Genomic DNA, 25,139 nt, shown 5'->3' with positions numbered 1-25,139 from the left:
TGGTTATACCTATGCTATTAAATAGCCATTTAATTCATTTACTACATTATCTAGTTTGTCACCAAATAACTGTTTCGCTTTGAACACGCCACCTTGTTGATTAAACGGGGCGTAATCAAAGTCTTCGATCATCATCTCTGCGTTTTGGGCAATCTGCTGCTTAATCATTTCCAACCATTCGAGCTGGCTTTCATCAAACTCAACACCAGCTTGCTGTTGCTGGCTTAACCACGCGTTAAAACGCCGTTCGACCACCTCAGGAAATGGTTCAAGTACATCTTTTAAGCCTGTTGCATAACTAACTAGGCTTACGATATTAGTTAGCAAGGTCGCAGGTGGAACACCCTTTACTTTTGCAGCTTCGAGCTGCTCATACGCCTTCCACACTTCAATAGGGGCGAGATTATAAGGCGGCGCTTGGATGTTTTCAGCAAGTTCTTCAATCTGATCGTAACTCAAGTGTCGTTGTTGGTACGGTTTGCTGTAAATTAGCTCAATTGCGGTGAGCTCATTTTTGTTGTCATCCATAAACTGCTTAAAGTTCTTGATAATGTGCTCGGCTTTTTCAGCATCAAAGCCTGCATCGATCAGTTCATCAGCACTCTCATCAATGATTTGGTTCGTATTGCGCCTAACCTTCTCAACCAGCTCTCTCACATCAGGGTTGTGAAACGGTTTAACGGCAGCATCGGCTAAAGGTTTATAGACTTGATCTCGTTGTTCAACCGTCGGTGCGTCGGTACCAAACTTTTCTATCGCTTGTTGCTCAAGGTAGTCTTCATTAGTTGTGTGTATCAGCTCCCCCGCCACAAGCGCGAGTGGTTTGCCCATAAACTTAGTCAGTTCTGCACGTTGCTTGTCGTCTAATTTTAGATCTAAGCGGATTAAGCGGTTACCCAAACTTCGCAGTGTATCGGCATCACGGTCACCTCTAGCAATTTGCTCCATTAGTTTTTCAGTAGACACTGATGGTTTCTTCTCCATCGCTTGGCTTTCCGTTTTGTCTGACTCTGTCACTCCGACTGCATCAACTAAGACAAATTTGGTTTTTGCTTTTGCATCAGGCGTAACTAGGTGTAGAGAACTGGTATCAATCACTCGAGTACCACGCCCTTTCATCTGCTCATAGTAGGCTTGGCTGCGAACATCACGCATGAAGATAACGCACTCAAGAGGCTTAATATCCGTACCTGTCGCAATCATATCGACAGTAACTGCAATACGCAGTCTTGGGCTTGTACGAAATTCTGCGATGGTGTCTTCGGCTTTCTTTTTACCTACCCGATAGGTCACCTTTTTACAAAAATGATTATCTTCATCAAATACTTCTCGGACTTTATCCACGATACGGTCTGCGTGATCATCGTCTTTAGCAAAGATCAGGGTTTTAGGGACCCAAGAACGTTCACTAAAGCAATCAGGTAAGCATCTATCCTTAAAAGCGGTTATAACGGTTGTTATCTGGTTAGGCGCAATAACGCTTCGATCTAGCTGAGTTTTGTTATAACTCTCGTCTTTATCTAAAACTTCTTGACGCTTTTTCTTAGTCAATCTGTCACGGATCTGTACAGCGGTCCCCGCTTCTATTAAGTCCCCTTCCTCTGACTTTTTGGTTTTGATTCGGTAGATGTCATAACCAACGTTAACTTTATCTATGACTGCATCTTCATGAGTGTATTCTGAGACCAAGTTTTGATTGAAGAAACCGATGGTTTTCTTAGTTGGTGTCGCCGTTAGCCCTATCAAAAATGCATCGAAATACTCGATCACTTGCCGCCATAGGTTATATATTGAGCGATGACATTCATCGATGATGATCAAATCAAAGGTTTCAATCGGTATTGCAGGGTTATAGTTTACAGTTCGAGGTTGTTTAGCGTCGCTATCTGCTTCTACTTCATATCCAGAACACTCATCCGCGTCATCATCGAGTTCTGAGCCAGAAAGCTGTGAGTAAAGCCGTTGGATTGTCGAGATAGTCACTTTCGTTGTATCCGCGACGCCTGTGGTACCCAAAATATTTACATTGTAGTGAGACGTAAATTTTCGACCATCAAGAGGAGTATTGTACTGCTCAAATTCTTTCTTGGCTTGGCGACCCAGGTTGCCCCTATCGACCAAAAACAAAACACACTTAGCCTTGGCGTATTTTGCTAAACGAAATATTTGTGTAACGGCAGTAAATGTTTTCCCCGAACCAGTAGCCATTTGCAACAGAGCCCGAGGTTTGTTCTTTTTCAGTGAGTCTTCTATCCCATTGATAGCATCGATTTGGCAATCACGAAGACCTTGCGTGTCGAGTTCAGGTAAATCTAGCATACGCGCACGAAGTGTTTTCTCTTCCTCTAGCCACTTTTTCAATGTCTCTGGCTTATGAAAATGGAAGACATTTCGGCTACGAGCTTTAGGATCTCGATAGTCACAAAAGCGAATTTCTTCACTGGTTGCTTCGTAAGTAAACGGTAACTCATCCATCCAACGCTGTGTGAATGCTGATTTCGATAAACTATAACGCTCGCTTTGCCCTGCGACTCCGCCTAGAGAGACTCCGTCTTTCTTAGCCTCAATAACGCCGCATGCTTTGCCATCAATGAAAAGCATGTAATCCACTGGACCTGTGGACGTATCCATCTCTCTAATGGCGATTCCGTGGATGCCTTGCTGGCCTTCGTAAAGATTGAGGCGTTTCTTATCCTGGATAGTCCAACCTGCGTCCACCAGCTTTTGATCTATGATTAATCGCGCCTGCTCTTCTGGCGTTAACTCTTTATCCATCGTGGGCTACCCTTCAAAAAACTCTTCATCGATACGCTTGATATACAACACCTGCTCATCTCGGCTACCAATGTTGTAACGCAGCATGAGTTTTGCCAACTCTTTACCATTGATAAGTACGATGCGCATGCCTAGGCCTTTCGCTGTCTGAGTTGCTGATGAGGTAAAATCAGATGTAGTGATATAAATGCCTTTCTGTGCTTTCTTCAGATTAAGCGCACCATAGAAGTCCCTGATTTCACCTGCACCAACATTGTTGCCATCAGCATAACGCTTGGCCTGGATGTAAACCTGATCAACACCCAGAGGGTCTTGATTAATCACTCCATCCACACCGTTATCACCACTCTTTCCTAGCGTATGGGCCATACCCTCATAGCTTCCGCCATAACCCATTGCTAGTAGTAGGTCGATCAGCAGTTGTTCAAAGAAGGCTGGAGACACTTTACGTGTTCGAGACAAGATGTCTGAGGCTAACGCGTCGTTAATCTGTTTGTAAGCAGCTCTTAGTACTTCATCTGGCGTCGCATCATTATCAGACACAGTTGTCTTTTCACCTTGGTCTGAATCACCGTTCTTCTGCTTAGTGAACGCATTGAAGTCATCAAAACGTTTAAGGTATTGGTTATTGATCTCTTCGCCACTGTTTAGAGCTTCTTTCCCCAAGTCTGTTATAACGAAATGACCACGCCTTGTTGAGTCCAAAAGCCCTGCTTTCGCTAGATAGGTTTTAGCCCACCCAACTCGGTTCGTGAATGCCGCTTGTCGGCCACTAGGAAGCAGCTCAGTTCTCTCGTCTTCTGACAGATTAAATTGCTCCGCTAGCAAATCTACAACGTTGCTAAGCTTAACTTCTTCATTCTTCGCAGCCTCTAACACTGGCTTCATTAAATCTTGATAACTTGGGAGCACTATAGACCCTAACCATTTTGACTTTTAACTTCGGCAATATACCAAGATATACAATCAGTTACATTGATATCCGTTACGTTTATTTGGACTTACCAGCCAATCCAACTATTAATGCTCCCAAGGCCGCTCCCGCTATGAAAGTACCTACATTGCTCCCCCCTTCAGACTTAGCTTTTGTTGCGTTACCTCTGAGTTGGGCTTGAACAGACACTTGTTCACTTTCCTTGAGATTATTAACTGTATTCACAACCGAATTAAAAAGTTCATCTGGAGCAATACCAAGAGCTTTAGCACATTCAAACATCTGATCAACAGAGAACGTTGACTTTCCTGATTCCAAACGACTATAGCTAGCTTGTGAGAGCCCCATTTTTTCAGCTAATACGCTCTGCTCTATGCCTAGTTCTTTGCGTTTATTCGCGACGACCACACCCAGAATCGATGAGTAAGAAACCATTTTGTCTTGCATTTTTACCACCAATAACTAAATAACACTTGATCAATTAAGTGCATAGGTATAAGTTAAATGCATCAATATACGTTTTACGCATTTTAATGCAAATTGAGAATACACATACTTTAAATCAGTAAGGAAAATTTATGAAGAATAATCTTAGTATTGGTGATCTACTTTATCGTTCAAAGCTGCTGGTAGAGCATGCCGGAATCTACCTGGGTAAGGGACGAGTACTCCACAACTCTCCAGATGGCAATGTAGAAATTTGTGCCTTAGAAGATTACGCAAATGGCAAAACAGTAAAAGTCGTTTTAAGTCATTTAAATGAAGACAAGAAAAACGAACTGTTTAGCCAAGCAGAACAATTGATCAAGAAAGCTAGAAAATATGGGGTGTTAGCCAATAACTGTGAGCATTTAGCCTCAACAGTGCTACACGGCAAGCCATCCAGTGAGCAGTTACAAGGGGCGGGCCTGGGTGCTGTTGCAGGTCTACTTTTGGCTCACTGTTACCAATCGAAGAACTCTTTGCTGTACATATTAGCTGGTGGCCTTATAGGGTGTATGACTGTCAATGCAGCTCGTAAATACGATTGTGTGGTATAAAAAGAAAGGGGTGGGACGCATAGAATAGAGCCCCATTCCTTTCCTAACCATTTAACAGCGCCCATCTATATAAGTGGGAGTTCAGGCCAATAGACCTGATTGAATCCGCCTTACTAATCAATCCAATGAAGCACCAGAAAGCTCTACATACTCATGTACCCCTTCAGGCAGTTTCTCGGTACTAAATAAGGCCAGTCGTTGCCCGGCTCGAGTCATTGATACATAAAGTTTTCTAAGGGATTCTTTTTGAGCAAGCTCTCTTTCAGCATCATCTAAATCAATATTTTTGGCTTGATTCATTAGCTCACCAGCCCCAAGAACGAATGTCACTCCTGATTCCATTCCTGTACAACTGTTGATACTCATAAGACGAATTTTCCCACCAATATTATCTTTAATGTCTTTCCAGTCATTGCAGTTAACCACAGTTCCTTTACCTAGAGTGTTCTCAATATCACGTTTAAGGCTCCAAGGACTATAGCTACCACTGCAAAGCACCATGACTTGCTGAAGAGGTATATCGTCGGTTCTACAACATTCACTTAACTCATTTAAAAAACGTATCTTTTCATCTTGAAGAGTATGACTATAGATTATCTGCGGTTTTACCCCTCTCTCCATTCTTTCTAAATCAGGTTTTACGAAATCATCAGCGTCATCTTCAATACCTTCGATCAATGCATTCGCAGCAACCATAATTTCATAAGTGGTACGATATGAATAATTGAGCCGTTTTGTTCGCCCTCGAACATTGAAACCAACACTTTTCCAGCTCAATCGGCTCTTTAGAAAGCCTTGGTTAGGATCTGCACACAGAAATATTGCACCGTTTGAAATTAACGACATCTTAACTAGCTGGAGCCAAGAAGGCGCAAAGAACTGAGCCTCATCGACCAAAATATGATCAAACTTTTCCAACCCATTGGAATCTTCGCGTAAAGCTAAGTCCTTAACATAAAGACTTGGTAGATATCCTTTAGGACTAGACATTGTCTGAACTACCATCTCGTAGAGTTTCCAAATATGCAAACGCTGCGACTTCTGAAGAGCAAAGCCCCGACCTTGACGTTCATACTCTAAATAATCATCTTCATCTTTTATTAGATATTCATTGATGTACTCTAATTCAGACCAGATCTGCCCATCAGTTAACTTCAACTGAGTGTAGCTCTCATTGGTATCACAAAAGATTTGGGCACGAAGGGGCTCTACAGCTTTGTCGCCAAATAATGGGGTGAGCCTCCAATTCTTAGAAACTTTCTTCTGTTGATTGAGGGCAAATTGATGAAATGTCTCGATCTTCAGGTTCGAAGGAGCTCCACCTAACCACTCTTCAAATCTATGCTTTATATCTGAAGTGACCGGTTTGTTATGAATAACAAGTAGTGCTTTTTTATCGGGGTGCTTTTTACAAAATGCTATAGCACGATTTATCAAGATAAGTGTTTTCCCACTACCAGCAACCCCATTAATGAGCCTTACAGAGAAATCATCTTGACTGTCTTCGCTTACATCAGCTTGTTCAAGCATGTCAAAACGAGTTGCCAATTCTTGATCATAATCTAAGAAAAACTGTTGCAGACTAGCTGTATTATCTACTCTTGAAACGCTCCTCCTGGTCGTACATTGAGAATGGATTGCTGACTCAGGAAAAAGTGTCTTTTTTACCCAGTAGTACTGTTCAAGCGGAGACTCTGTCAAAAGGTCAACAATATTCTTCTCACCGTCTATGTAAAAGCCCTTTTGGTCGAGGATATGAATGAATCTATCAGCCTGCTCTTCGCTTGTTGCTTTGTGCCCCAAGTCCTCTTCAACTACAGCAAGATACTTGATTGGTTGATATCCCTTAGAAAGTAAATCTGAATTGAAGCACCTCCATTTAGCAAGCTCAGTTTCATTTGGCTGCTTTTCGTGCCAACCAATCATCAACCAACTTTTACAAGGCCCTTCCAATACGATTGGGGCTATTTTTGATTCATCCAGTAATGGTTCTCGGACAATGAATTCGTCTGACAATCTACTGAGAACTTTTTTAAAATGCCTTCTAACTTTACGATCTAAGCCCGTAATTGATTCCATCTGTGCCATATCATTTCCTATTTATTATATTTATACCCCGAGTTAATCAAAGAACGATATTCCTCAACTCTTTTGAGTAAGCTCTCGTCATTTGACTCTTGGAGAAAAGAATTGGAGATCTCAGGACCAACTAATATCAGTTTTGTTTGCGGACGGGTGATCGCTACATTTAAACGTTCAGCTTGGAAAAAGAACTCAGCGATAGCACTTATATACTGAGGATCTGTAGAACAAAGAGAAATAATGATCATTTCTCTTTCTTGTCCCTGCATTCTTTCAACTGTATCAGTAACAATAGTCTCCGAAGAAAAAATACCTTTCCTATCTGCTAGACGAGATTTCAAAGCTTTAGCGTGGCTCCTAAAAGGGGTTACTACACCTATCTCACCAGCACTCAACCCTGATTCAATTGCAGTTTCAATAAGATCAACTACAAGTTCAGCTTCAAGCCTATTAACATTTCGTGCATTTGTTGCAGGAGACTTAATAAACACAAAGGGGGATTCAGTAGATAAGACTTCGGCATACTTGTGAGGCTGGTTAGGCAGGTTGAAAGTGCGTGTAGCATTGGGACCGGCTGAGACTAAACGACCAGAATAATAAATTTGACTAGGCCAGTTAGATAGAGCGTGACACATACGGTATGTTTGGCTGAGCATCACTGAAACATCAGGGTTACCAGATATCATCCGAGAAAAGATGGAGCAGTCATCAAGAACAGATGCCGAAAGTACTACTGGAGGTAATTGCTTGTGGTCACCAACAAATATAAATCGTTTCGCCTTTCTCATTGCCATAATTGCTAATGGAAGAGTGATTTGACTTGCTTCATCGAAAATGACTGTATCGAAGTCATATTGCTCTAACCTTGCACTACACGTTGCAAAAGGAGTGGCTCCAATTACGTACCCAGAATCCGGTTTGTTCTCCCAATCATCGCCATATTCAAAGTGCTTAACACTTTTATCAAGGCCCTTAGTACAACCTCTTGCTCCAACTTTGATCACTGGAACGTTTTCACCAGCGATCTTATTAAGCGCATTGTTTATTGCCATGTGAGTATGTGACGTCATAAATACTCGTTGACCTTGCTCTACCAATAACTTTGCAATCAGACTGATTACTTTCGTTTTTCCGGTTCCGGGAGGTCCTTGTATACAAGCTAGGTACTTAGCGGAAACAGCTTTACCTACAGCATCCGCTTGGTGCTCATTTAAACCATACTCTTCGGCAAAGTCCGCGGCTTCATCGTAATCATCTTCAAAAATAAAACCTGTATCCAACTTATCTGCCAGCAACGGTAGTACTATTTCTCTACCTTGCTTAGACTCGGCTATTTCATCCAATGCTTTATCATAAAATGGTTTTAGATCCATTGTGTCTGGATCAGCATAACAACCAGAAATAATCTCCTGAAGCTTCTCATCATCTATTTGATGAACTCGAACCAACCACTCATCTTCATTTTCTGCTTCGATAGTACCTTGCTGTACATGCCTCTTTTTGCTTGGCTCGCCCAAATGAAGACATATCATGTCCCCTTCACGAAATCTCGACTCGTTTTGGCCCAAAGTAACAAGCAGGTGATTCTGACCTTCTTTTCGGACATAACGAATTTGTTGAGACTCACCTTTTGTAAGTTTTTGGGTGAGCGGTTTCTCCCAGACCTCATACAGCTTTTCATAGTTTGCTCTATGTTCATCTTCAACGAACTTTCTCAAATCAGTTAGAACACTTCGTAATTCCATTTGTTTAACTCAAAAGTGATTTAAACCAAACCTTTCATCCGAAAGGCAAAATAAAATCAATAGCAACAACAGGTTAAGAACAACATTACATACGGAGCTTTTATAACGTCAAACAGAGTAGTACGAAAGTGTTATGTGAAACAGGTTTAAACAAGTCATCGAAGGTCTAACCTGATTTTAGAAATATACCTAAGGCAGCTACTATCTAACTCTAAGGACCTACCGTTCAACTTGACAGCGCCATAAGCATTGATCCTCCTGCATTTACTCCCACTCCTTAACTTGTTTGTAAGCCTAAACGAACACCCAAACAACGCGCGATAAAAATCACATAACTTGCATACCACATTGTTTCAAGTATTCGAACGTTTCTTGGTCATCACACTTTACGACCAAACCACTACGCCCACGACTGAGCAATACTCTATAACTACCCTCTGTGTAATGTTCGTACTGGCGCCGGTCTTCAACCACCAGCTTTCCGTTGCGATAGACCATATCCTGCCCCCAGTTAAACAGAGCAAGTGATAGTTCTAAACCTTGACAACTAAACTCAGTACAAGCCGCTTCAAATTGACAACATGAATTTTCAGAACTTGGTGGCTCAACGTACCAAGGGCCAATATGTTTACCTGGTTTGTATTTGTCTTTCTGGACTTCCTCAATAAACTTGCCACCTTGGCTGGACATCAACCAGCCTGTTCTAAAGGCGTCTTGAAGCTTGTTTCCTTCGTGCATAGTTTGTTGTACACCCAGAGCATAAGTTTCAGCAGTTTGCTGGTTTTGAGTCAGTCGCAATGGGTAGTAAGCCTGAATATCCAAAGCGACTTTTTGAGCTTGGTCAGAATTGTTAGATAGAACCGCTTCAATCCACTTGTCTAAACTCTCTGTATAGGCCTGCCTAATGGGCGTTTTAAGGTTATACACGTCTTTCTTAATTGGCGTAACGAGTTGCATTTTACCGGCGTGCAGCGATGGCATAATAGGGATGACTTTGCCGTTTTGCGCTCTTATTGCTGCATCTAGGTCTACTAGCATCTGATCTAACTGCATCTCATTGCGATGGATCGCTTGACCATCTCCCACCAAAAGCACCAACACTCCAAACGGTTGACAAGCAAGCCAGTTACAAAACAACATTAACTCAGACGGTGATTGTGATTCTCTAGGGCTTGCTTTGTCCCACGCTCGCTGTGCTTCATCAAATACGACAAAAGTCTCTCTGCGTGATTTTAGTGAGCGCTTCAGATCCTTCTTGAACGGGAGCAGATCTTGGATCATCACTCGACCATCAATGACCTTATCTCCTGTCCGGCCAACTGACTGCTTACCACTATAATCTAACGTATGTTGTAGCACCTGAACGAGAGGTCCATTGCCAGAAAGAAAAATAGGTTCGCTCTGCTTTGCGCTCTCACTACGTGCAATTTCAGCAACAGAACTAATGCCCAGTAGAGTCTTTCCTGCACCAGGGCGCCCATGAACGACAACAACATATCTTTGTTGCTTATCCCTAGCATGCTGATAAAGCTTTAACAGTGCCGTACGTGCCTGGTCAATATTTTCACCGGCCGAGGTTTTTAGCGTAGGTATTTTAGCGTCGAAAAAGACCTGAGCAGTGCCATGCAATATGCTTGGCTGGCGATAAAACTCCCCTTTTGCCCATTGGAGTACATCATAGTAACCAGGTTTACTTAATGACGTTATAAGCTGTGACGCTAACTGGGGAACCAGACCTTCGTCTGCGATGTCACACACAACGTTTGGGTGTTGGAACGGCTTAGCACCAGGTTTGGTGAGAACAACAAAGCCATGACCGACTAGGTCGATAGACTCACTGTGATAGCGTCGCATTGTTTGCAAATCAGAGTTTGCTCGAAGAATTTCGTATTCAGAGGCTTCTTGCTTATGTTTGAACTCGACTACAAACAATTCGCCAGCTGGAGTAACTAGGTTAACATCCGCCGCTCGTTTTCCGCCTTCACCAATCAATTCTTGTTCAAAGGCTATCCAGCACTTCTCTGGTTCCACCTTCGCGTCATTGACGACGTGATGAAGGGTAGCCGTCATTACATCGTATTCAGTTTCCCAAGCGTAGCGTTGCGCAGGATCGAGATCTTGCGTCCAACTCAAACTACGATGGAAAGATACTAACGACTCTAGAAAACTAGCTTTGTCTGTAGAAAGAAAGTCTTGCCAAGTCCCATCCCAGCCTGCTTTTAGGTCCATTTTCGTTATCCTTTAGAACGTAGACTGGAGCTTTTCAACGGCCGGTATATCAGCCGCAGCCCAATCAACATCCCAAAGTTGGTCTTTGGATAACCAACGAGAGTCAATATGCTCTGTAAGCTCAAGTTCGCGCGTTGGTACCTCAATAACAAAACAATGCATGGTGATATCAAAATCAGGGTAGCTATGCTCAACCATCAACAAAAACTTTGGTTCAGTAACGGCAATTCTTAACTCTTCATCTAGCTCCCTGGTAATAGCTGCAACAAGCGTTTCGCCTGCTTCTACTTTACCTCCTGGGAACTCCCATTTCTCGCTAACATAATCTAGCTTTGATGGCGCTCTCTGTACGGCTAGGAATTCGCCTTCATTTTTCAGTACAGCCGCAACGACTTCAATGCGTTTCTTACTCATTGATTTAGCTCTTCTAACAATTTATTGCTACGAGATTTTAAAACCTCAACATCCTTTGCGTCATCTACGATATGCATTTTCTTGTGGCAATTGGGGCATAATGCGACTGTATTTTCAGCCGTATCGTCTCCACCTTTGGCGAGCCAAACAATATGGTGAGTCTCGAGATATGGCTCGCCTTTCGCATTTTTAAATGGCGCCGGTTGTAGACAAAGTTGGCACTGACCTTTAGCAAGGCGTTTAGCCAGTTCTGCTACCCAAATATTTCGCTCATAGCTGGTGGATTGTTGTTGGTACCGTGTAGCGGTTTTTCCACCTTTAGCGGCTAAAGACTGAAGCTCTTCAAGAGTCAATTTTTTAGCCTTACGAACTCGGACGCTCTCTACGTTCTCACGATCTTCTTTTCTAACCTGGCGCTCACCCGTTACAAGCTTTAGAGGGAAGATATATGCCTTTCTTGGATTACCTTGTTCATCATCTTGCGTTTCCGAGTACGGTTCACCGTCGAGAGCGACTTCGCCAATATAGGTGTATTCTTGGTCCGTAAACACCTCAAATAAATGTACAGCGACGCCATTGGTTCTCGATTCAGCTAGCGTTTTATTCTGCTGAAACGTTAGGCTTTGATCGCCTTTAGAGCCCATGCCTGTATAGTGGAGAACGTCATCAACCCACCGATCATCATAAATAGACTTGATGTGGTTCGATACAATGATCAATGTATTGGTTTTATGTGAGCGGCGCATCCCACCTTGTGGACTGCAACCGAAGACTTCACATAACTCTGTGTTGTTTAATTTGGCGCCCGATGTAAGAAGCGATATTTTGGACATCATATACTGACTCTCTTTTGTCCGTAATTTATTCTCAATTGCGTAGAATTAATCCTGTTGACTGCTATATCTAAAACTTGTAGCACTAATATTATAAATACACGGTTAATTCAATCGTTCGTAATCGTCCAATTCTTCTTTGGCATTTCTTGGTAGCAAGAGAACATTTTTACTAACTCTCTTAACCAAAACATCTGGCAGCATCTCCATAAGCTCTTTTCTCTTTAGCAAATCAAAACTACTCTTAAAGGCTTGCGCAAAATCATTTGAAAGTTTGACCATAATATCCAACTGCTCAGATTTTTTTTCATATTCCGTTCTGAGCGACTGGCATTGGTCTTTAATAGACTTAAGGTCTTGCATTCGTTGATTAAGTGTTTCTCTATAATCAGAACGGGCGAGGCAGAACTCCTTAACTTCAGCAATGTTTCCTGCGTACGTATCAACAAGATCTAACTCAACAAGCTTTTCTTTAACGATAGAGGTCAATTGATCTACTTCTTTGTATAAAGTGTCTCTTTGTTCAGCTAAAGGCTTAAGTTCCTCTTCTATTTGCTTAGCTTGCTGATCTTGGAGCTGTTGCTTACGAGCTAATAAAGATTCTATTTCATCATTCAAGAAGTCTTTATCATGCTCGAAAACCTTTAACTCATCACAGAGTTTTTGATGTTCTACTTGCCTGCGATTCATTACATCTAATTGTTCCTGAAATCTTCGTTGAAATTCATCAGCTAAAGTATGCTCTAGTTTATCTCGCCTATTGACTAACTCACGCTGCCAGTCTGATTCCAACTCCCTCTGGAGATCTCTTAACTTGATTGTGTTTTGTTCATCCAACTGGACTAGCTTATTTTGAATGAGTTCATTGATCTCATTTTCCAGATTCAATTTTCTAGCTTCAATAGCTCCCACCGCTTGTTCTAATTCGGCTAATATTTCATCTTGAGCACTTTCTCGTACTCTCATCTTCTCTAATCGTTCTTCATACTTTTGCTGTTGAGCCTTAACACGTTCTTCTAATGCTTTTTCGTCTTTTTTCTGCTCGTCAGATTCCTTCTCTAGCTGTTTTTGAGAACGCATCAATGCTTCAAATTGTCTTCTCACCGTTTCATGCTTACTAGCTGTTCTGCTCGCAATCTCATCAAGATAATCATTACAAATGTTTATCGATTGAAACTTAATCACGCAGTTATCTAACGAATTGAACTGATCTAAATGACCACAATCTGAAACATCAATTTCAATTACATTTTTGTTGTTAGCTCGGCATTCCCAAATCTTGTCTCCGCCACATCTATGTTTGTTAGCTATTTCAATCCAATATTGTTCACTTCCAACTTCAACAACTAAGTCTGGTCGACGACCATCCATATAGACTTCGACTTGCACACCGGAAATTTTCAGCTCGGAGCAGCTGTCAGGCGTTACCCAACCGGCATCCATAGGAACCGGTATTACCCCTACTCTAGTAAAATACTCTTTTGCTGTAAGATGTAATTGAGTCTCATATGCCAGTGCGCAGGATTCATCAACATAGTGAGAGAAATGCCAAGCCTTCTTCTTTCCTTTATTCGCAATAAGCTTAGCTCCACAGCATGCACACACAACATTATCTTGAAGCCCACTTTCAACAACATCTATAGATACCAGTTCATTTGTATCTTTATACACTGCACGCGTGATATGAATTTCACTCATAGACATCTCCGGGATGATCCTTGACCTAAAACCGACCCTAAAATAATATGACGCTAATAACGACAGGTAAATACTGATTACATACACACGTCGCATAAATAGACAGGAGTTAGATGATGAGCAAATGGCCAATACGTTGGGATCTACTGTTCCGCTACAGAATGATAGAAGTCATCGCACTGTGGGAAGGACGGTTAACAACCAATCATCTGATTAAGAGCTTTGGTATTGGCAGACAGCAAGCATCGAAAGACATCAACACCTATCTAGCCGATATCGCTCCAGGAAACCTTGTTTATGATAAACAACTGAAAGGCTACAAGCCTAGTGTTAGCTTTATCCCACAAGTAACAAAAGGTCATGCTGATGAATATTTGCACATTCTTTCAAGAAGTGAAGATATGACTATCACATTTAAAGAACTCGATATGGGGTTTGAGAATGTTTCAATGATCCGCCCTGTGACTCGCAATATATCACCACAAGTCTTGCGTCCTTTAGTTCAAGCTATTAGAGAGAAAAAACGTGTCGACATAAGCTACACATCCCTCAAAGACGGTATTGAAGTTGAACGGATTATCTCTCCACATACTCTCGTTTGCACACCTCTACGCTGGCATGTTCGGGCTTATTGTGAACATTCAAAAGGATATCGAGATTTTGTGCTTAGTCGAATACGCGGTATTCCAATGCTTGAGGCCAAAAGAGTAAAAGGAAGAGAGCATGACGTGTTGTGGAATACTCCCCTAACAGTTGATTTAATGCCTGACCCACGACTTACGGAAGCTCAAGCCAATGTCTTAGCCCATGATTACGGTATGGAAGAAGGCTCCCTAACAATACCAACCAATGCTGCGTTGGTTCGCTATGTTCTCGATGCCTATAATATCGATATTAATGTATTAGATTCGAATCCTAAAGGTCAGCAGATTATCGTGGGGAACTTTGAGGAACTGAAGCAGTATTTGGTTTTCTGAAGGTTTTTTACTTTAGGCTTCAATCAACTGAAGTGTTGACTACAAAAAGCATACAGTGCTGCCGCAATGGCAGCACTGTGTCAAATAATCGCATATCTTGCATTAGTTCTAGAAAACATTTGGTACCCGAACTCAATAGCATTTTTCTGATCCGTATAATAGTCATCTCGAATCCATCGAACCTTTAGACCCAAGTAATATGCCCAAGCAACCACTTTGTTAAATTCTCTCCGTTTACCGTTTTTTGCACAACTCTCAATATATTGATTTACCAACGCATAATGAGACTGACCCACTGAATATCTCGCTCTTTCATAAGCAGATTTGTAGTATGGATAAGCTAAATCGTCTTGTTCGAGTCTGTAATGCCACGTTGCATAACACCAATCAACAAGCCAATCCAAGTAAGGGGCTAAACCCATATCACTTATCTTAGTCGCGTAAACGGCTATGTTTTTTTTCGAATTAATTCGCTTTTTAAGCTTGAACCCTGCTTCCATCATTTCAAAAAAACTATTCGGAGGTACATTTTTGTTTGTCTCTTTTGTAGCCTGTATTTCCGAGAAAGTTACAAAAGTAGTTATTTTATTGCATGATGCCCTTATCCATTCAGTCGTATTAAATTGTTGACCATATCGTCGATGCATTGACTTAAGTTCGGCAATACCACTCTCAACCCATGAAGCTCGACAACGCCAAAAAGAGTCCGTCTCAATTTTCCACACCCAGTCTTTACTATCTGGTTCAATGATATTTTCATCAATGATCTGCTTTTGCACGTTCTTGACGAAATAACTTAGCTCTTCTCTAAGGCGACGGTCTTGCCCATAAAAGTGTTTTGATAGAGTTTTTGAAAATTCGATACCGTACGCGTCATTAATCCGCCCGAAAGCCGCTGTTGATAACCGTGCGATCATCAAGACCAACAGATATGACTCTCGTTCCACCTTCGAAACATGTATACCAGACACTAATCTGTGCATCTCTATAGATTGCTCTAGGTTTGTGATCAGACTTGATAAACTGGGTAACGCTTTACTAGACGTCCAGCGTTGTACGTTTTCTAAATTTTGCTTCCGTCTATGTGAGTGAAGCTTGGGAGGTAACTTTGCCTCCTCAGCAAAAGATAAGCTAGGATCATGAAATTTCGTTTGAGAGCAGTCAAATCTACGATAAATCCAATTCCATGCTTTAGTGAGGGGGCTCTCATTTGAACTTGGTAACCACCATGCCCCACTTGGCAAGTTCAAACTTAAAGAAGATACGTTATAAAAATGACTATTTCGATGGAATGAATATACAAAAATATCTATAAATCTGGCTTTAATAAGCCATCTAATCGTGTCCTTTTTACTTAGATACGTTCCCTCTGTTGCTTGAACTCGCCGATACTCTCCAACCAGTTCCTCAAAACAGAGCATTATGGTATCGATGACTTTGGGCTCAGTAAGATATAGCTTTAAATACTCTCGCACTAACTCAAAAATAGCGTTGAGATTACCATTTAGATCACCTTCTTCTCTAGCCAACCTGGATAACATTTTCTGCTGGCTTTTCCTGTTACCACCGCTCTCATCCTCTAGGCCACCAACAATTATCCCGGAACAGTCAAGTATAGCTTTCACTACCTCACCTATAGAGGGGAAGCTTGGTTTCATTATTCATTCCTCATTCGTAAAGGGCCATGTTACTGACCCATAGAGCATTACTTTTTGCTTGGTGCAACACCGCGATTACCACCAGATTTATTTCCAGTTGTCGAAGGCCAATTCCCTCCCGGGCCAGGATGACTCGATGGAGCGCGACTACCTTTGCTTTTTGTCATAATGTATCTCCTTTGATTAGAACTGCACAATTGCAGTACATCTCAAAGACTATCCTCTAGGACATAATTCAAATACCTGCTTTTTAGCGACGTGTTCTTCAAGTAACAATATTATCTGGCGGTAAGTAGCCAATTAACGCCCCATCAAGCACTCCTCCATCCACTCATCTACCTCACCTTCCACCCAGGCCACGGCCCTATCACCTAAACTGATGGATTTTGGAAACTCACCATCATTCATTTTTCGGTAAATCGCTGAACGGCTTAATGCTGTTTTTTCCATTACTTCTTTTAGTTTTAGAAATCTCATGGGACGTCCTCCTATGGCTGTGGTCCTCATGGGATAAGCAGGTTCGGTAAAAAAAAATGGCATCGGCGTAGAGTACGTCTAATCAAAAATTCTTCAGGTATATGTCATCTCTGTGAATCCATTCCATGACTGATACAGGAAACCTGAATATGTCCCATTTTCCCCGTTACGGTAGTTTGTTACCTCAAAAAGAATATGAACACCGAGTGCTCGAAGAAGCCGCTGAAATACTCAAAGATCGTTATGTTCGTGGTGATGCGTTTTCAAGTCCCGCGGCAACCTCAGATTACTTACGCTTTAAATTGGCAGGGTATGAACATGAAGTTTTCGCGGTCATGTTCTTAGATAATCAGCACGGCTTGATTGAGTTTAAAGAGCTGTTTCGTGGCACGGTTGATTCCGCAAGCGTTTATCCTCGCGAAGTAGTAAAAGAAGCGCTGCACGTTAACGCCGCTGCGGTGATCTTCGCCCATAACCATCCTTCCGGCGATCCTGAACCATCACAATCGGACAAACGGATCACTGGACGTTTAAAAGAAGCGCTCTCGTTGGTGGACATTCGAGTGCTTGACCATTTCGTTGTGGGAGACAGTTGCGTCTCATTTGCTGAGAGGGGGTTGCTATGATAATTGATGATTACAGAGGTATCCGGCTGCCAATCAGTTTTTGTGAAACGATGGATAACCTTTTGACGCGTTTCAAGGTTCCTGATGATGCAAGGCGCCTAGTATTCAACTTTAGAGATCCGACATACTATCAATCTAGAGTGGGACTACATCCTGTCGAAATACAATTAAGCAGAGACAAAGATCGAGCACCTTGGTCCTTGGCGTTTATCGCCAGTTTTTCTTATCAAAGCGATAATGCCCAATCCCTTGATGTCGAGCTGTACTTTCACTTACGTAACCATTGGTGCTATCAGCCCGATGCTGGCACTGTTGATCTCTCACAGCCTGCTGTTTTAGATCTTTTCAACACCTGGTGCACAGCACTAGAGCGACACATAAATCGCCGAGCATTCAGCGATATCCAGTTAAGCCAAATCAGTTAAACCCTTTTCTGTTCACTTTAATCTTACCTTTGTAGGAGGCATCACCATGTCTGATATTTTGTTTAATGCTTCAAGCTTGCCTGTTTCAAAATCACTCCATTCCCTTCTGAGTAAAAGTCTTATCGAGAAGCTCGCTGAAGAGGAGCATATTGCCACCAGCACTTATCTTTTATTTAACCTTCGTGATAGTTCATACAGCGCTGAAGCGGGAGGTTTTCATCCTGTTGAAATTGCTATTGCTCAATCAAGTGATGGTCGATGGAATATTGAGTACACTACAGATTCTGCCAAGAATGTGAATTGCTTGTACGCACACAGAAGTAGAGATTGCCGCCATCAGATAAGCGATAGAGCTTATCTTTGGGCTTTGCCGTTTGGACTTGCCTTGCCGTTAACTTATTCGCCATTTTGATCCCTCAAGTAATACCTGCTCTGAGTATAAACACTGAAAGATTCAGGTATTAATTATGACTTATAACTCGCTAACTTTCATTAAGTTACAGGCTAAGCTGGTGGAGATTATGACAACAAAGTAATACCTGAATAAGTGTTCAAAAGTAATACTAGCATCAGATATAGAGACTGGGTATTACTTTAGGTATTACGAAAAACAAAGGCTTTTACGGAACATTATGGAACGCTACGGAATCATAACTTATTGATTTTAAGAAACTTCAAATAAGAAAAAAGACGTCCTGAGACGTCTTTAAACTTGAATGTGGCGGTGAGTGAGAGATTCGAACTCTCGATACGTTGCCGTATACACACTTTCCAGGCGTGCTCCTTCAGCCACTCGGACAACTCACCGAATCAGATTGTGGTTGGTATGTTTAACCAACGAGGCGCTAATTTAATGATTCTGCTGGGTTAGGTCAAGCCTAAATCCTTAAAAAAACGGCGAGTTAATTTCGTTTGGTTACTATCTAGCTAATTCGATCGTGTTTCGAGCGTATTAGATTTGGTGGTAGTAGCCCGGTACGCGAAACAGCTTGCGGCAAAGATCAAGAAAGTAACCGTAGAGAACCCCCATCCCACAAGAGATCACGGCATTGGTTGCAACAGCAGTGACGATTTGATCGGTTGATGCACCAACGGTAAACAAAATGGCCGCGTATACCGGTGATTGAAACAGCACGTAGGCAACCAAATCGGAGAAGTTTTTCATCACGCCACTCGGCGAGAGTTTTGCGCCTTGACGGAGCATGAAATCTCTAAACACGCCGTAAGGCCAAGCTATCGCTATGTTCACCGGAATAGATAGCGTTCGCGAAGCAAGTGATTGCTCAAACGTCATCCCAGAGACAAAGATTTCAATGATCATACCGGATACAAAGCAAAAGATTACCATTGCAAATGTATCGGCTGCGGCGTTGCGAATGCAAAATGGACCACGAGATTTCATTAACTCACCTAACAAAATACTACAAAAAAAAACACAACCAAAACAATACACCAAACAAAGAACCACATAGCAGTTCATATCGCTATTAGAGCATTAGTCTTGTAGTTTTTGATCTCGTATTTTTAATGAGTTATTGAATAAAAAACCAACGAAAAATACAAACTTAGTTGGATTCACTACCCAGACGGAATTAAAACAATAAGATAACAACTTTATCCAAAATTAATTACAGAATTCAGTAGCTTGCACTGCTAGTAAGTCCATGTCTTGAGACGTTGGAAGTTGATTTGAGCTCAAACTAATTGCAATTCTTCCTAAACAGCCATCCAACGTCAGATTGGCACTATTGCCGATGGAATTAGACAACTGCTCAAAAGTGACTTTGGCTTTGTCCAAGTCACTATCCTCGACAGCCATAAAAAAGTTCAATAGCTGTTGCTCAACATCCTTTTCTGTCTTGGGCGGCTTTTTGCGTAAGTTAGGTTTGTATTGGTAGAGTTTATCGGCGAACGCAAAGAGTGCGTCGTCGAGTTCGGTCTCATCGATCGGTTTTGGGATGATAAAGTCAACGCCGGCGCTCTTCATGTGGGCGCGGGTTTCTTTGAACACGTCCGCGGTGCAGCCAACAATCAGCACTCTCGATTTACTGCTGTCCAACTTGCGAATCGCGGTTGTGGCTTCTATGCCGTCCATCACTGGCATATGGTTGTCCATCAATACCAAGTCATAAACGTCATTAGAAATCGCTTCTATGGCTTGTTCACCGTTCTCAACGCAATCACACTCAAAACCTTTATTTGACATAAATGTGCTGATGATGATCGAGTTGGTTCGGTTATCTTCAACGACTAAAGCTTTTAAACCTTCATATCTCAGCTTTCTATCCACTTTGATATCAGATTTTATCGGTTCACACATATCCAGTTGGAGCAGAGCTTCAAAGGACGAACCAACTCCTATTTCGCTGGTCACCCGAATCGAACCGTCCATCTTTTCGCACAACTGCTTTGCAATCGCTAAGCCTAACCCCGTCCCACCAAATCGTCTTGTGGTGGTGGACTCCGCTTGCTCAAACGGCTTAAAGATCTTTTCTTGCGATTCGTTTGCAATCCCGATCCCGGTGTCTCGTACTTTAATTTGTAGGTGGTTTTTGCCTTCAATCATCTTTTCATTGAAATGCAATTCGACATAACCCTGCACGGTAAACTTAACCGCATTACTGAGCAGGTTGAACAGGATCTGGCGCAATCTCGCTTTATCGGCCAAGTACCAACGGTCACTTGGTACTTGAGAAACCACTTTGAACTTCAGCCCTTTCTCGGCGCAGAGCGAAAAGTAGATGCTGTTGACGCTCCCGATAATCGAATCCAGTGGGAACGGATAGAGGTCAAGTTCGATATGGCCCTGTTCGATTTTCGAGAAGTCCAAGATCTCGTTGAGCAAGGTCATCATGTGGTCACCAGACTCATACAGAGTACGTAGGTGCCTGCGTTGTTCGTCATAGAGGGGAGATTTCAAAAGGATTTGCGCCGTACCGAGCACACCATTCATTGGAGTTCGGATCTCGTGGGATAACGTCGCTAAGAAAGCACTCTTTGCCTTGGTAGACGCTTGCGCTTTAACTTTTTCCGCTTCGAGGAAAACGGTTTTCTGATTAAAGCTATTGATGAGGTGTTTGATCTCATCATTGCTGTTGTAGTTGATATCAATGATGCCGCCTTCTTTCGAGTCATCGACCTTTTGTGCGATCAACACGATTGGATCAATAAGAAAGCGACTGATAAGGAAATAGCCAAGCATCACGCAAAGCAACATGATCGGTACAATACCCGCTTCAACTTTCGAGACCACGTCATAAACTTGTTCGTCTACAATGCGTTTGGCGTTGACAACATCCACCTGCCATTGGAAATCACCAAAGGTCTTTTTACCAATATAACTGTGCTCTGCTCGCCTGAAGTTGTGCTCGAGAATAACGTCTCCGTAACCGTCAGTCAGGACGACACCAAGGTTGTACTCTTCTGCGTGACGTCTGACAAAACTCACAAGTCCTTCAAGAGAAATGTCCACCGTCGCGACTCCGGCAAATTCACCTTCGACGTAGTATGGGGACGACGCAGTAATCATCTGTACATGCGTAAAAGGGTCGATATACACACCAGACCAAGATACGGTTCCAGACGGGGCATCGGCGACGGAGAGATACCAGTCAGCAGTATCGTATCCTCCAGATTCAGGGTTATCCCAAGAGTAAATACGGTCGATTAGACCATCAGGAGCGCGGTTAAAAAACAGACTCGAATAGGCGATATCCGGCTCAACTGAGTGCGGCGTGGGCCAAAGCCCGCCGCTGACAGCGATGCCATCGGTAAGAGAAAACAAGCTGTATAGCAATTGGGCTTGATTCTGTTGTGGACTGGGATGGCTTCCGAGGCTAACGATGCTTTGCAGCACACTTAATGAGTTATTGACTGGGGCGAGTATCTGGGCAGAAATCAGTTCGGTACGTAAGTCGAGGTTCTTCTCTAATTGATCGCGCGTTGGCGGCTCAACCACAAAGTAGCTCACCGTCCCTATCAGCGCCACGGAGGCGGCAAGGTAAAACGCAAGCGCAAACATACTTTTCTGTTTTAGCGAAGATCGAATATCCATAACCGATTGAATTTTTATCGTTTACCAAAAATTATAGTGAATATTTAAACCCTTCAACCTTTTTATCATTTACGTCGCCTGTTACCATTACGCCATCACAACTCTCCAATATTTATGGTTATCACTTTGACGCTACAAGAACTTCTCGCTCAAACTGAGCTACAAGATAAGCTCATCAATGAAGCTAAAACTCGCGGTTTCGTGACTGCTATGGCCGCAGCACCAAACTTGTTACCTCCTCAAGAATGGTTACCGTTCTTATGGGGTGGCGAAGAAGTCGCACCGTTTACTGACGGTGAGCAACTGGAAACCTACATTGAGCATATCATCGCGATGTGGAATGAGTACCGCCCAGCCCTACTGGAAAACCGTTGGCAATGGCCAGAGGCGTGTCAATTGGATGAAGAAGAGATCGTCAACGAAGCAGCGCGTGATTTCTGTGAAGGATTACTGCAAGGTTGGCAACTAGCACGCGACGATTGGGAAACCATTATGCCGCAAGACAGTGAAGATAGCGCATTACTCGGCGGCGTATTACTGTCTGTAAGCATGTTGTACGATCCAGAAACATCGATTGCAACCCTTGCTGAACAAGGCATCGAAGGCTTAGACCAATTTGCAGAGATCTTTAACTCAATCCCAATGATGCTGTGTGGCTTAACCATGCGTGGCGTGACACTCGCTCAAGCTGAGTAATTCAATCTGCCGCTGCGTGTTCAGCGGCATTTCTTAACTAATCCCACACCTTTTCGTCAAACAGCCCCCAACTGGTTCACACTTATATCACCTACCGATAAAAACAGAGTTACATCTTTTTATCAGCCCTGTTAATATTCGCCTCCACTATCCCACTCATTCAAACCTGCGATGCGAATTATTCGAAATAATACGAGTATGCAAAAGGTTCTGGCGCTTTACGTCATTGCCACTCTTTTGTTTCAGCTGTATTTGCTCGCCACCATGGCGCTCAATCCTTCGCAAGTTCATAGCAAAAACTGGCTATCGAACGCTCAGGGAGAGAAAGTTCTGCTCTGTACCGCAGAAGGTTTTAAATGGGTAGACATCAGTGAGCTAATCGCTGCCAATGACGGCGGTGATGCCAGTCAACATAACTATCACGATCCACTTAAGTTCAGTTGTCCCCTATTAGATGTGTGCCAGCTTGCGCTGTTGATCTTCGCAGTAATTGCGAGTGTCATTGCACAATGGCTAGCTCGTATCCAACCACTATTCCTCGCTTATCGTTATCTCAGAGCGACACAGCGGATTTATTTGTCTCTCGCGCCCAAACAGTCGCCACCTAACTTTATCTACGCGTAACAACCCAAACTACAAATTAAGTAAGCCCGTTTTCTTGGCTAAGTCGCTGCGTGTCTTGCCATACTTTGAAACTCTGCGGGTTTTGCTTCACTAATTCGCCAGCCTTATTCCAATACCCTTGCTGGCAACACATAAAGTTAGGATTCAAAATGAACAAATATCTTCAAACACTTTTACTAAGCGCATTTACATTATTCAGTGCTCAAACTTTGGCTCACGAGTACAACGCAGGTGATATTGAGATTGACCATCCGTGGAGTCGTGAAGCGCCGCCAACCGCAACAGTAATTGCCGGATTTTTCCAACTGAAGAACAACGCTCAACAAGACGATTACTTGATCAACGCCTCAACGCCTGTCGCAAAAAGGGTTGAGATCCATACCCATGAAATGTCAGACGGCATGATGCATATGAAGCAAATAGACCGCGTTAAAATCGCAGCGCAAGAGACTGTGATGTTCAAACCGGGCGGCTACCACCTAATGATTTTCAACCCTGAAAAAGCTTATAAACAAGGGGAACGCTTCCCGATGACATTGACCTTCCAAAATGCGGGGGAAGTTCAAGTCGAGTTAGCGGTCGAGAAAAATGGCCATGTTCACGCTCACTAAGCAATAAAAAATGCCCCACTCAACAAAGTGGGGCATTGGGCTCTTGCACAAAGAGATTGATGACTTAACTAGATTTCAAACCTGTCGCGGCTAGCCAATCAAATGAGGTTACGCGCTCATCTGCGATGTAGAACAACTTACTGCCCGCTGGAATTTCCCGATCAAGGTCTGGGTTGAGTTCAATCCCCTGCCCGACATCAATCGCAATCAAGGTCGCGTGATAAGCTCGCTTGATATACGTAAAAATGGCTTCGACATCTGTCGCTGGAGCATCTTCCGGATAAAAGGTTGAATACTGTGTCATACCACGAGTCGACGCGAGTAGCTCTTGATGAAGCGCGCTAGAGCCAGGGTCAACCGCTGCTTTAGCCAGCATCTCCGCGCCAACAGCAGGAATGCACTCGGCTTTCGGACAATGTTGACTCAACAAATTACCTAACGCTTCATCTTTAAAATACGCCAGTAAGTGCGCATCAGGGTTAATGTTGGCGCAGTATAACGATGCCGACAATGTAATATCATCTTCGAGGTTATCGACCACAATACAACTAGCGCTAGGCACATTCGCTAGCTTCATTTGCTCGCTATCGGTATAGCTGGTCACTTTGACGAACTGAATTTCACCCGGAAGCGGGTTTTCGATGTCTGAGCGGCTACACAACACAATCGGTCTTTTACCCTCTTCTTCGTGTTGCAGCATTCGAATTAAATGAACGGTGCGCTGCCCATTCCAACCCAGCAATAGAATATGATTTTCCACGTTCACTCTCCGTTTTCCTAGTACACCCGCTCGCCAATAATCAATTGCACCGCTTGCCACACGACCTAGTATCGCCGCAAACAAACTCAATCCACCCGGAATAACAAACAAGATGACGATCCATTTACCCAAATCCGTGGTAGGTGAATAATCGCCGTAGCCCACTGTTGACGCGGTGACCATCAAGTAATAGACAAATGTTGAAAAGTCGTTGGTCAGATCGCTCTCGCCTGCGGCGTACAATAATACCCAAGCAATTAAGATGTATAACACGCTGAGAACCAGCAAATTGCGGTTACTCAGATTAAACACATTCGACTTGAACCATCTTTTAAAAACGAACCAAACGGCCATAGATACACCAGAGTTTTTGTTTAAGTCATTGAATATTGATTATATACATAAGCGACAATTGGTTACTTAGCAACGGCAATAAAAAAACCAGCTAAATAGCTGGTTTTTGATACATGTCTTGTAACGG

The 25,139-nt window shown here is 42.8% G+C and carries 21 protein-coding genes, 1 tRNA gene and 2 pseudogenes; 8 read left to right on the top strand and 16 right to left on the bottom strand.

What is annotated here, in order from left to right:
- Window positions 1-9 precede the first annotated feature (9 nt).
- From AKJ31_RS20300 to AKJ31_RS20290, 3 genes are all read right to left on the bottom strand, one after another.
- Window positions 10-2,775, bottom strand: coding sequence for a type I restriction endonuclease subunit R (locus tag AKJ31_RS20300; protein WP_053410850.1), 2,766 nt, complete (start codon window positions 2,773-2,775; stop codon window positions 10-12).
- A gap of 6 nt (window positions 2,776-2,781) precedes the next feature.
- Entirely contained in the window at window positions 2,782-3,687 is a 906-nt protein-coding gene (locus tag AKJ31_RS20295; protein ID WP_072161410.1) for a restriction endonuclease, read from the bottom strand.
- 79 nt (window positions 3,688-3,766) lie between these two features.
- On the bottom strand, window positions 3,767-4,156 hold the full coding sequence (locus AKJ31_RS20290) for a helix-turn-helix domain-containing protein (RefSeq protein WP_053410848.1): 390 nt from the start codon (window positions 4,154-4,156) through the stop codon (window positions 3,767-3,769).
- A 131-nt stretch (window positions 4,157-4,287) separates the two neighbouring features.
- On the opposite strand from AKJ31_RS20290, the gene AKJ31_RS20285 reads away from it, so the two are divergent.
- Window positions 4,288-4,749 carry a lecithin retinol acyltransferase family protein gene (locus AKJ31_RS20285; protein ID WP_053410847.1) on the top strand — a complete coding sequence of 154 codons (462 nt, stop codon included), beginning with the start codon at window positions 4,288-4,290 and terminating at the stop codon, window positions 4,747-4,749.
- 117 nt (window positions 4,750-4,866) lie between these two features.
- Here AKJ31_RS20285 and AKJ31_RS20280 read toward each other — a convergent pair whose 3' ends face one another.
- The 6 genes from AKJ31_RS20280 to AKJ31_RS20255 form a co-directional block, all read right to left on the bottom strand.
- Window positions 4,867-6,837: a UvrD-helicase domain-containing protein gene (locus AKJ31_RS20280; protein WP_053410846.1), complete on the bottom strand. Its 1,971-nt coding sequence runs from the start codon at window positions 6,835-6,837 to the stop codon at window positions 4,867-4,869.
- Between the two features lie 8 nt (window positions 6,838-6,845).
- On the bottom strand, window positions 6,846-8,576 hold the full coding sequence (locus AKJ31_RS20275; protein ID WP_053410845.1) for an AAA domain-containing protein: 1,731 nt from the start codon (window positions 8,574-8,576) through the stop codon (window positions 6,846-6,848).
- Window positions 8,577-8,903: 327 nt separating this feature from the next.
- Window positions 8,904-10,805, bottom strand: coding sequence for a DNA/RNA helicase domain-containing protein (locus AKJ31_RS20270; protein ID WP_053410844.1), 1,902 nt, complete (start codon window positions 10,803-10,805; stop codon window positions 8,904-8,906).
- A gap of 12 nt (window positions 10,806-10,817) precedes the next feature.
- Window positions 10,818-11,219: a (deoxy)nucleoside triphosphate pyrophosphohydrolase gene (locus AKJ31_RS20265; RefSeq protein ID WP_053410843.1), complete on the bottom strand. Its 402-nt coding sequence runs from the start codon at window positions 11,217-11,219 to the stop codon at window positions 10,818-10,820.
- Window positions 11,216-12,055 carry an HNH endonuclease gene (locus tag AKJ31_RS20260; protein ID WP_053410842.1) on the bottom strand — a complete coding sequence of 280 codons (840 nt, stop codon included), beginning with the start codon at window positions 12,053-12,055 and terminating at the stop codon, window positions 11,216-11,218. The genes AKJ31_RS20265 and AKJ31_RS20260 overlap by 4 nt, the downstream gene beginning before the upstream one ends.
- 102 nt (window positions 12,056-12,157) lie before the next feature.
- Window positions 12,158-13,750 carry a competence protein CoiA family protein gene (locus AKJ31_RS20255; protein WP_053410865.1) on the bottom strand — a complete coding sequence of 531 codons (1,593 nt, stop codon included), beginning with the start codon at window positions 13,748-13,750 and terminating at the stop codon, window positions 12,158-12,160.
- A gap of 116 nt (window positions 13,751-13,866) precedes the next feature.
- Between AKJ31_RS20255 and AKJ31_RS20250 the strand changes: the two genes are divergently transcribed.
- Window positions 13,867-14,727: a helix-turn-helix transcriptional regulator gene (locus AKJ31_RS20250; RefSeq protein ID WP_053410841.1), complete on the top strand. Its 861-nt coding sequence runs from the start codon at window positions 13,867-13,869 to the stop codon at window positions 14,725-14,727.
- An 80-nt stretch (window positions 14,728-14,807) separates the two neighbouring features.
- On the opposite strand, the gene AKJ31_RS20245 is transcribed toward AKJ31_RS20250, so the two are convergent.
- Complete coding sequence (locus AKJ31_RS20245) at window positions 14,808-16,385, bottom strand: hypothetical protein (protein ID WP_053410840.1); 1,578 nt, start codon at window positions 16,383-16,385, stop codon at window positions 14,808-14,810.
- 300 nt (window positions 16,386-16,685) lie between these two features.
- Window positions 16,686-16,862: an AlpA family transcriptional regulator gene (locus AKJ31_RS20240; RefSeq protein WP_029834119.1), complete on the bottom strand. Its 177-nt coding sequence runs from the start codon at window positions 16,860-16,862 to the stop codon at window positions 16,686-16,688.
- Window positions 16,863-17,011: 149 nt separating this feature from the next.
- Here AKJ31_RS20240 and radC point away from each other — a divergent pair, with 149 nt between their 5' ends.
- The 3 genes and pseudogenes from radC to AKJ31_RS23470 all read left to right on the top strand — a co-directional run.
- Window positions 17,012-17,488, top strand: a complete 477-nt coding sequence (gene radC / locus AKJ31_RS20235; protein WP_053410839.1) for a RadC family protein — start codon at window positions 17,012-17,014, stop codon at window positions 17,486-17,488.
- On the top strand, window positions 17,485-17,913 hold the full coding sequence (locus tag AKJ31_RS20230; RefSeq protein WP_053410838.1) for a DUF2787 family protein: 429 nt from the start codon (window positions 17,485-17,487) through the stop codon (window positions 17,911-17,913). Before radC ends, AKJ31_RS20230 begins: the two co-directional genes overlap by 4 nt.
- Window positions 17,914-17,959: 46 nt before the next feature.
- Window positions 17,960-18,202 (top strand): annotated as a pseudogene (locus AKJ31_RS23470) (DUF2787 family protein); the annotation flags it as partial.
- Here the strand turns inward: AKJ31_RS23470 and AKJ31_RS23640 are convergent.
- From AKJ31_RS23640 to AKJ31_RS20210, 4 genes and pseudogenes are all read right to left on the bottom strand, one after another.
- Window positions 18,198-18,320, bottom strand: a pseudogene (locus AKJ31_RS23640) (Arm DNA-binding domain-containing protein); the annotation flags it as partial. The pseudogenes AKJ31_RS23470 and AKJ31_RS23640 sit on opposite strands and share 5 nt — an antisense overlap.
- A 312-nt stretch (window positions 18,321-18,632) precedes the next feature.
- A tRNA-Ser gene (locus tag AKJ31_RS20220) sits at window positions 18,633-18,720 on the bottom strand.
- Window positions 18,721-18,865: 145 nt separating this feature from the next.
- Entirely contained in the window at window positions 18,866-19,315 is a 450-nt protein-coding gene (locus AKJ31_RS20215; protein WP_053410837.1) for an L-alanine exporter AlaE, read from the bottom strand.
- 222 nt (window positions 19,316-19,537) lie between these two features.
- Window positions 19,538-21,967 carry a hybrid sensor histidine kinase/response regulator gene (locus AKJ31_RS20210; protein ID WP_053410836.1) on the bottom strand — a complete coding sequence of 810 codons (2,430 nt, stop codon included), beginning with the start codon at window positions 21,965-21,967 and terminating at the stop codon, window positions 19,538-19,540.
- 126 nt (window positions 21,968-22,093) lie between these two features.
- On the opposite strand from AKJ31_RS20210, the gene AKJ31_RS20205 reads away from it, so the two are divergent.
- The 3 genes from AKJ31_RS20205 (at window position 22,094) to AKJ31_RS20195 (ending at window position 23,898) form a co-directional block, all read left to right on the top strand.
- On the top strand, window positions 22,094-22,663 hold the full coding sequence (locus AKJ31_RS20205) for a UPF0149 family protein (protein ID WP_053410835.1): 570 nt from the start codon (window positions 22,094-22,096) through the stop codon (window positions 22,661-22,663).
- A gap of 198 nt (window positions 22,664-22,861) precedes the next feature.
- Window positions 22,862-23,287 carry a hypothetical protein gene (locus AKJ31_RS20200; protein WP_245639079.1) on the top strand — a complete coding sequence of 142 codons (426 nt, stop codon included), beginning with the start codon at window positions 22,862-22,864 and terminating at the stop codon, window positions 23,285-23,287.
- A gap of 149 nt (window positions 23,288-23,436) precedes the next feature.
- Complete coding sequence (locus tag AKJ31_RS20195) at window positions 23,437-23,898, top strand: copper chaperone PCu(A)C (RefSeq protein WP_053410834.1); 462 nt, start codon at window positions 23,437-23,439, stop codon at window positions 23,896-23,898.
- Between the two features lie 64 nt (window positions 23,899-23,962).
- Here AKJ31_RS20195 and AKJ31_RS20190 read toward each other — a convergent pair whose 3' ends face one another.
- Window positions 23,963-25,012, bottom strand: a complete 1,050-nt coding sequence (locus tag AKJ31_RS20190) for a potassium channel family protein (RefSeq protein WP_053410833.1) — start codon at window positions 25,010-25,012, stop codon at window positions 23,963-23,965.
- Window positions 25,013-25,139 lie beyond the last annotated feature (127 nt).

The sequence above is a fragment of the Vibrio hepatarius genome, assembly GCF_001274785.1.
In the GTDB taxonomy this organism is placed as follows: domain Bacteria; phylum Pseudomonadota; class Gammaproteobacteria; order Enterobacterales; family Vibrionaceae; genus Vibrio; species Vibrio hepatarius.
This window is presented reverse-complemented; position numbering and strand designations above follow the sequence as displayed.